Source organism: Hyalangium versicolor, assembly GCF_020103695.1.
In the GTDB taxonomy this organism is placed as follows: Bacteria; Myxococcota; Myxococcia; order Myxococcales; family Myxococcaceae; genus Hyalangium; species Hyalangium versicolor.
Genome location: NZ_JAHXBF010000101.1, coordinates 1 through 537 on the forward strand (window position 1 = coordinate 1; position 537 = coordinate 537).

At 67.4% G+C, this 537-nt stretch carries 1 protein-coding gene; it reads right to left on the bottom strand.

What is annotated here, in order from left to right; all coding sequences use genetic code 11:
- On the bottom strand, positions 1-232 hold a 232-nt coding region (locus KY501_RS52935), incomplete at its 3' end, for a hypothetical protein (protein WP_224373267.1).
- Between the last annotated feature and the right edge of the window lie 305 nt (positions 233-537).

A 537-nucleotide genomic window follows, 5' to 3' on the forward strand; every position in this document is an offset into this window, starting at 1 on the left:
TGTCCTCTCCGCTTGCCTCCTCCGGCCGCGCCCACTCCCCCTTCCGCTCTGCTGCGTCAGGAGCTTCTCTGGGCGTGCTCGGCCGGTAGCGCAGCGAAGCGAACATCCTCTCGCTGCCCAGCAGGGGAGGCGCTCTGCCCGTGGCACAGCCCGCCAGCAGCGCGCACACCACCACGCACCACCTGCTCACTGCGGCCCAAGAGCTGACCGGATTCGAATCGCCCCCACGCATGGCGCCTCCCTCTCCGCTCTTCAGCACCCGCGCGGAGTCAGGGACCAGTAAAAGCGGGCACTCGAGGGAAGACCACGCCCTCCAAGGTCATCCCAAACGCCGCCTGCGCCCCGCCCCCATCCTGCAGGGACTTTCACAACTTCTGGAGTGAACCCGAGCGGAGGGAAACTCAGCCGCGGTGCCTCTCGGCCACGCGGTACAACTGGGTGAGCGAGTAGTCCACCAAGCTCTGGCGCGAGCGCATGTACCTGTGCGCCCTCATGAACGGCAGCCAGATGCGCTTCCCGACTCGCACCTGTACCTCC